Here is a 7,706-nt window from a genome sequence, read left to right on the forward strand (position 1 = left end):
AATCAAATTGGTATTACTATCAAAAGTCCTAATATTTATCTTGATATTTTTATGTCAGTTTAACGCCAAAACAAATTATCAATCTGTACAAAATGCAACCAGTGCGTAACATTTTTATGTAAAAAAGCCGCATCAAACAAACGCTTGATGCGGCTTTTAAAACTATTTAATCTGGACTCGGTTTAAGATGTCTTTAACTTATTAAACCGATCTCAGGTTATTTATTTGAGCGCTTGATATTTAAAACGTTTTTACTACCTTTACTGAATCATCTACTTTACTCGCATCAACATAACCTATCGCATCAGGTGATGAAGCAACTAAGCTTAATATCTCCCCATCTGAGCCAACTTCTTTGAGTGGCTTAGCTTTACCTGAAAAGATTAATTTTGACCAGTATGCTTTTACTTGTGAACTTGACTTACCTAATACTTTTTCTTCAAATTCAGATCGTTGTTCATTACCCGAACCTAAATTAATAGCCATTACCGACTCGCCATTTGAAAAAGACTTATTTTTACCTAAAAATATTCGCTGAATATCATCATCTGATATTTCACTATTATTTCCAGGATTAACAATAACGGCAACGTCTGCAAAAGCTACAGAACTGGTAAAGCATAGAGTAAGGAGTAAACTTTTTGGGATAAATTTCATCATTCTCTCCTTAAAAAACAGTAACAACAGCAACACGGAATAACCCAGCGTCACCACTACTATTATTCTTGTCTGAATAATCGGTATATTCAACTTTTAATGCTGCTGAATCATGAAAGTCGTAACGAACGCCAGCAGTAATATAAGTATTATCTTGTATATCATTAGCCAAGGCTGTTTCTGTATTTTGCTTTAAATAATCTAACGTAGGATCAAGCCCATAAGACACGTCAGAAGTGTAATTATCGGTTTTACCTTCATCAACTCCGTAAGTAAGATGAACTAACACCTGATCAAACTGATAACCAGCCATTATGTAATACGAATCTTCCACTGCTAATGGAGTATTTTCAACTTCAAGCTGAGTGTATTCACCTACAACAATAATCGACTCATAATTAATTTGAAAACCAACCTCTACAAATGTTCCTTTATCTTCATCTATTTTGGTATTAGCTGCTATATCGCTAAAACCTGCTTGCTCCCAGCCAGCAGCAAGAGCATCTAAGTCAGAAATAGACATAACAACATCAGCTGAAAAATAACCACCTCTTAGCGTTAACCAGTCATAAGTAAATGTTGCCGACAAGCCCATCACATTATTGAGTTCCGGAGTAAATGTTGTATTAAAAGCAGTTAATTCATCGGTATTTCTACCAAGAACACCGTGAAAACTTGCATCAACACGACCAAAGTTTGTGGTGTATACAGCCCCTAAACCATCAAAGGTATCAAAAGGAACATCATATACTCCTGTAGGTGGCGCTATCCATGCGTAAGCATAGGAAACATCAAGGTAATCTGAATACATATAGAATGGTAAACGTTGGCGACCAGCTAGTAAACGAACACTGTCGGAAGCATCATAACTTAAGTAAGCCCATTTAAAATCTGGCTGCCAGTCATCTTTACCTTTTGCTTCTAATTGTACTGTCGCACCTAACCCATTACCTAAATCACTTGATGCTTGTAACGCAAATAATGATCCTTCTTTAAAATCAATATTATCACTATAGCCATATAATGATTCATCACTTGATGTAGTCATGCCACCAACAACGGATGCAAAACCACTAAAGTGAATTTCTGCATGTAAGGAGGCAGAAGTTAATGCACCTACTAACGCTATTGATATGAGATGTTTTTTCATATATTTTCCTTGCTTATTTTAAGGTTGTAAAATTAAATCTAAACTTTGAACTGTAACGCTATCGATTCTAATTTTGAGGCCAGCTCTGTTAATTCATTACTGGTTTCAGCAATTTCAGTAGAGGCATTTGAGGCTTCATCAGCACAGCGCTGAATATCTTCAACATGATTAACCATAATACCTGACACTTCGGTTTGTTGTTCGGTAGAATTAGCGATTGCATCATTCATTTGTGAAATAACTTCAATTGCTGAGGCTATTTCTAATAAGCTTTCCCCTGCTTGATTAGCGCTTTCAACACTTGATTCAACACCAGCCTTGGAACTTTCCATCGTTGAAACCGCTTTACTCGAAGCACTTTGTAATTGCGCTAAAATGTTATTAATTTCTTGGGTAGACTCTTGCGTGCGTGAGGCTAAATTTCTTACTTCATCGGCAACTACCGCAAAACCACGACCTTGCTCGCCAGCACGAGCGGCCTCAATGGCAGCATTTAGTGCCAGTAAATTAGTTTGGTCAGCAATACCGCGTATAACTTCCAAGACTACGTTCACTTTGTTGGTATCTTCTTGTAATTGATTGATTATTTCAGATGATTCAGTCACTACATCGGCTAATTGACGAATTTCACTAACGGTTTTATCTACAACGAGTTTACCATTGCGCGCTTCATCGTTAGCGTTTCTTGCTGACGAAACGGCATCTGCAGCATTACTGGTAATATCAGCAACACGATGGCTCATTTCATCTACAGAATTTCGAGACGAGGCAACACTATCGCTTTGACGTTTAAATGAATCGATAGTGTGTTCCGATAAGTTTTGAATTTTGTTGGCGGTTTTCGCTAAAGGCATTGCCGTATTTACCACATCTTTAATAACGCCTTGTAATTTTTCGATAAAACTATTAAACCAAAAGACCAAATCGCCAATTTCATCTTTATAGTTAGTGGTTAACCTCACCGTTAAATCACCATTGTCTTGGGCAATATTTTTTAGTGAAGAGATGACATTGCGTAAACTATTACAAATTGAAATAGCAATAGGTACCGCAACAACAAAAAGTAATAAAATGGTTATTAAGCCAATAACAATACCAACCGTTGAAGTAGACTGTACTTTGTCACGCACTGACTCAAAAGCATTATTAAAGCCTTGATCTTTTTCATTTTGAAAATCATTTAATTTACGCTGTACTTCGTTAAGCTCTGATGTCATTTGCTCACTACGTTTACTAAGCGTTGCAAAATCGATAGTACCGTCAACCATCTCTTTTGACAAAGTAGAAGCATGTAAATAATACGTATTAAAATCTCTTAATAGCTGTTTAAGAAAAGCAACGTTTTCTTCATCAATTTTATAAGATTCAATAAGTTTACTACGAAAGGCTTCAGCATAACCGTCAGAGATAGTAAGTAAGTCAGCTTCTCCCATTGTTGCCGCATTACCTAAGGTTTCTTTTATTTTGTCTAATTGAACTAAACCAAATGCTGAGGTTTGTAAATATTGATATTCAACGGCATAAGCACGATCGAGATCTTTAACAATCTGCGACATTGCAAGTAAGCTAGTAAATAAATAGATGGCAAATCCGACAGAGCCTACGATTGGAATCAATAAAATCTTAAATCGTATTGACAGCGCATTAAATGACGACATATAAAAAAGGTTCCATTTTTAAGGTAGTGTTAATGTGAATAAAGTATTTTATAGAACTGAGTATAGACTCTATTTTTGAATTCACATTTTAATTACTGTATTTTTAAACTGTATTGAATTATTTAACAAGTGTAGGATTAACTTGTAATAAATGCTAAAAATTAACAATAAAATATTTATTACATTCACTTTAAACTTAATTAAATACAAAAAATATTTTCTTCTTATATATCGACAAGATACATATGAACTTTAATATAAAGGTCATTATCTTGATTCAAAATATAAGTAGGTCACGATTAAGTCATGTTGTTTTAGCGTCACCACTAAATTTACAATTGTTAACAAGGTTGATTATATATGAAAAAGCGATTTATTACCGCACAAGAGTTATTAGAAGACTCTTTTCGGCTTGCCGCTCAAGTATTTGAAGATGACTTTAGGCCTCAATTTATTATTGGGATCTGGCGAGGTGGTGCACCTATAGGTATTGCAGTACAGGAATATTTTGATTTTAAAAAGTAAATACTGATCACATTGCTGTACGGACATCATCGTATTATGGAATTAACAAACAAAATAAAGCGATAAAAGTCCATGGTTTACATTACATCATCGAGAATGCCAATGCAGATGATGGGTTACTAATTGTTGACGATGTCTTTGATTCTGGCCGAAGTATTAATGCTTTGATGAAGCAATTAAAAAAAGATATGCGTAAAAATTTACCTAAAGACATTCGCATAGCCTGCCCTTGGTATAAACCCAATAACTCTAAAGTTAACTTTGCACCTGATTATTATATTCATTCTTCTGATGAATGGTTAGTGTTTCCACATGAATTATCAGGCTTAACGCCAGATGAAATAATCAATGGCAAAAAAGATCTAGTAAATATTCATCATTTGTTAACCTAAAAGCTCACCTACCTATTTCAATAAAAATATTTAATACTGCGACTAATAAATACTGCATATTTAACAATAAGCGGTATTTTTTTGGCTAGTCCTTTCAATAATACTACTTTCTAAATTAATTAAAACGGTCAAAATAAACTAAAATAAACTAAAATAAACCTTGATCTATATCAATTTAAGTTTAAACTTTCAGAAAATACTGAAACTTCAAAAATAAAATGATACTTACCTCTAAAATCGAATCTTTTGTAATGCATTGCGGTGAAATGGGCAGTCGCTGGGGCTTTAATCGTACTGTTGGGCAAATGTATGGATTATTAATAATTAACCAAGAGCCTTTATCTGCTATCGACATTTCAGAAGCGCTGAATATATCACGCGGTAATGTCAGCATGGGTATTAAAGAATTACAGTCTTGGCGCTTAGTTAAAGTACAGCATAAACCTAAAGACCGTAAAGAATATTACTCTCCTGCGGGCACAATTTGGGAAATGGCAACTCGCGTTTTTGAAGAGCGCCGTAAGCGAGAAGTAGATCCTACGTTATCTCTGTTACGCGATAATTTGCTTGATGAACCCACTAATCAACAAGAAGAATATGCGCATACTAAAATGCATGAAATTCATGATTTACTTGAAACCGTCACCAATTGGGCTAGCGAATTACAAACAATGAATCCCGATAAACTTAATACTTTAATGAAGCTAGGGGTTGGGGTAAGTAAAGTAATTGATCTAAAAGATAAAATTATTAACAAAAATTAATATAACGACAGTGACATAAGTTAATTTTATACACCTACTACTTATCCAATTTAAAGCCTACTCTTAATTAATCATAAAGGAAGGCTCGGAGTCTATGATGTTTGAAACATTGATGCTATCTCGTATGCAATTTGCCGCAAATATAAGTTTTCATATTTTATTTCCTACCATAACCATAGCATTAAGTTGGTTTTTATATTTTTTTAAATTACGTTTTGATCAAACAGCCGATCCCGTTTGGATGCGTGCTTATCGTTTTTGGGTAAAAATTTTTGCGATCACATTTGCCATCGGCGTAGTATCAGGTATCACTATGTCGTTTCAGTTTGGCACTAACTGGCCAAAATTTATGGAGACAGTTGGGAATATTGCTGGCCCCTTATTAGGTTATGAAGTGTTAACGGCTTTTTTTCTTGAGGCGGGTTTTCTCGGTATTATGCTGTTTGGTATGAAAAGGGTTTCAGCAAAAGTACATACACTTGCTACCTTAATTGTTGCCATAGGAACAAGCTTATCAGCTTTTTGGATCCTCGCCCTGAATTCATGGATGCAAACCCCACAAGGTCATGAAATGCGCAACGGCGTTGCTTTTCCGGTGGATTGGCTAGCCATTATTTTTAACCCATCTTTTCCTTATCGGTTATCACATATGCTTGTTGCTTCAGGCTTAACCGCTGCATTTTTAATTGCAGGAGTTAGTGCTTACCGACTTCTTAAAGGTGATGATAAACGTGCACCAAAACTTACCTTAAAAATAGCCCTAACAGTGGCTATGGTATTAACCCCATTACAAATTTTTATTGGCGATAAACACGGCTTAAATACTTTAGAGCATCAACCACAGAAAATTGCTGCAATGGAAGGCATTTGGCATACCGAAAAATCCGTGCCGTTACTGCTTTTTGCCATTCCTGATGAAAAAGAAAAAACCAATCATTTTGAAATAGCCATTCCCAATATGGCAAGTATGATTTTAACGCACAGCCTTGATGGCGAGTTACAAGGTTTAAATGAATTTGAAGGAAATCACCCGCCTGTTGCGCCAGTATTCTTCGCTTTTAGAATAATGGTAGGCGTTGGTATGTTAATGCTCTTCTTTTCATGGCTAGGACGTTTCTACCTCTGGCGTGATAAACCTTTACCTACTTGGTTCTTAAAAGGATTAGTGGCGATGAGCTTTTCTGGTTGGGTTGCCACCCTCTCTGGCTGGTATGTCACTGAAATAGGCAGACAACCTTGGTTAGTAACTGGTGTTTTAACAGTAAAAGATGCTGCAACCGATATTGCACCAGGAAATGTAGCACTATCACTTAGCTTATATCTCACGCTATATGTAGTGATCATGGCAGCTTATTTACATACCTTATATACCATGGCAAACCGTGCGGTTGAAATTGAAGAAATAACCAACGACGGAAAAATAGATGCTGTGATTAATAATATAACTAAGGATAAAGATCATGTTTGAAGCTAATACCTTGGCGGTAATTTTTGTATCATTAATGGGCTTTGCAATTTTGTTATATGCCATTTTAGACGGTTATGATTTAGGCGTGGGGATTTTACTGCCACTTGAGCAAAAAGATGATAGCGATACAATGATAGCTTCCATCGGTCCTTTTTGGGATGCGAACGAAACATGGTTAGTTTTAGCGGTAGGTTTACTGTTAATCGCTTTTCCTTTTGCGCACAGCTATATTTTTAAAGAGTTATATTTACCAACCGCTTTATTATTAATTAGTCTTATTTTACGTGGTATCGCTTTTGACTTTAGAGCGAAAGCGGCTTTTAGTCATAAAGCTACCTGGAATAAAGTATTTAAAGTTGGTTCATTATTGGCTGCCATGAGCCAAGGTTATATGCTCGGTATGTATGTTATGGGCTTTGAAAGTACTTTAGCCGCTTATGCATTTAGCCTACTCAGTGCTTTTGGTGTTGCCGCGGCTTATGCCTATATTGGCGCTTGCTGGTTAGTGATGAAAACAGAAGGAACATTACAAGTACAAGCCGTAAACTGGGCGAAAAAGACAGGGGTTATTTGCTTTATAGGGGTCATCGCCGTTTCAGCCGTTAACCCGTTAATTAATCCTGCGGTATATACAAAATGGTTTGCTTGGCCAACAACATTATATTTATTGCCACTGCCGTTATTTTGCTTCGCTTTATTTACTTATACGCAATTACATTTAAAAAAACTGCCTGCTAAAAATGACAAAGGTTGTTGGCAACCTTTTGTCATCGCCGTAGCTATTTTTGCACTGTGCTTTTTTGGTTTAGCCTTTAGCTTTTTTCCTTATATTGTGCCGGGTAAATTAACTATTTGGGAGTCGGCTTCTGCGCCAGAGTCTTTAAGCTTTATTCTATGGGGAGCGATAATCGTCGTTCCTGTGATCATCAGTTATACGGTATTCTCTTACCGTGTTTTTTGGGGAAAAGTAAGAGAACTTACTTATCACTAACTTTTTTCTTATTAATGGGTAAGCAGGTTGATAAATAATTAACTAGTAATACCAATTTGATTAAATTTCTTCCCAACTCAGAGCTATGCTCTATGTGCAAT

The 7,706-nt window shown here is 35.8% G+C and carries 6 protein-coding genes and 1 pseudogene; 4 read left to right on the forward strand and 3 right to left on the reverse strand.

All coding sequences use genetic code 11. The features are described from left to right. Positions 1–240: 240 nt before the first annotated feature. The 3 genes from KO502_RS15080 to KO502_RS15090 are packed head-to-tail and all read right to left on the reverse strand — an operon-like array spanning position 241 to position 3,465. Complete coding sequence (locus KO502_RS15080) at positions 241–657, reverse strand: phosphate ABC transporter substrate-binding protein (protein ID WP_354668340.1); 417 nt, start codon at positions 655–657, stop codon at positions 241–243. Between the two features lie 10 nt (positions 658–667). Then, positions 668–1,807, reverse strand: coding sequence for a porin (locus KO502_RS15085; protein WP_216023401.1), 1,140 nt, complete (start codon positions 1,805–1,807; stop codon positions 668–670). Positions 1,808–1,845: 38 nt separating this feature from the next. After that, positions 1,846–3,465, reverse strand: coding sequence for a HAMP domain-containing methyl-accepting chemotaxis protein (locus KO502_RS15090; RefSeq protein WP_216023402.1), 1,620 nt, complete (start codon positions 3,463–3,465; stop codon positions 1,846–1,848). 360 nt (positions 3,466–3,825) lie between these two features. Between KO502_RS15090 and KO502_RS15095 the strand changes: the two are divergent. The 4 genes and pseudogenes from KO502_RS15095 to cydB all read left to right on the forward strand — a co-directional run bounded on the left by KO502_RS15095 (position 3,826) and on the right by cydB (position 7,605). After that, positions 3,826–4,382 (forward strand): annotated as a pseudogene (locus tag KO502_RS15095) (phosphoribosyltransferase family protein). Between the two features lie 218 nt (positions 4,383–4,600). Then, positions 4,601–5,146, forward strand: coding sequence for a MarR family transcriptional regulator (locus KO502_RS15100; RefSeq protein ID WP_216023403.1), 546 nt, complete (start codon positions 4,601–4,603; stop codon positions 5,144–5,146). A 97-nt stretch (positions 5,147–5,243) separates the two neighbouring features. Beyond that, a complete protein-coding gene (locus KO502_RS15105) occupies positions 5,244–6,614 on the forward strand; it encodes a cytochrome ubiquinol oxidase subunit I (RefSeq protein ID WP_216023405.1) in 1,371 nt (456 codons plus the stop codon). Beyond that, the gene (gene cydB / locus KO502_RS15110; RefSeq protein ID WP_216023404.1) at positions 6,607–7,605 is read left to right on the forward strand and encodes a cytochrome d ubiquinol oxidase subunit II; all 999 of its coding nucleotides are present in this window, start codon (positions 6,607–6,609) and stop codon (positions 7,603–7,605) included. Before KO502_RS15105 ends, cydB begins: the two co-directional genes overlap by 8 nt. Positions 7,606–7,706 lie beyond the last annotated feature (101 nt).

The sequence above is a fragment of the Colwellia sp. E2M01 genome, assembly GCF_018860585.1.
Lineage (GTDB): Bacteria > Pseudomonadota > Gammaproteobacteria > Enterobacterales > Alteromonadaceae > Colwellia.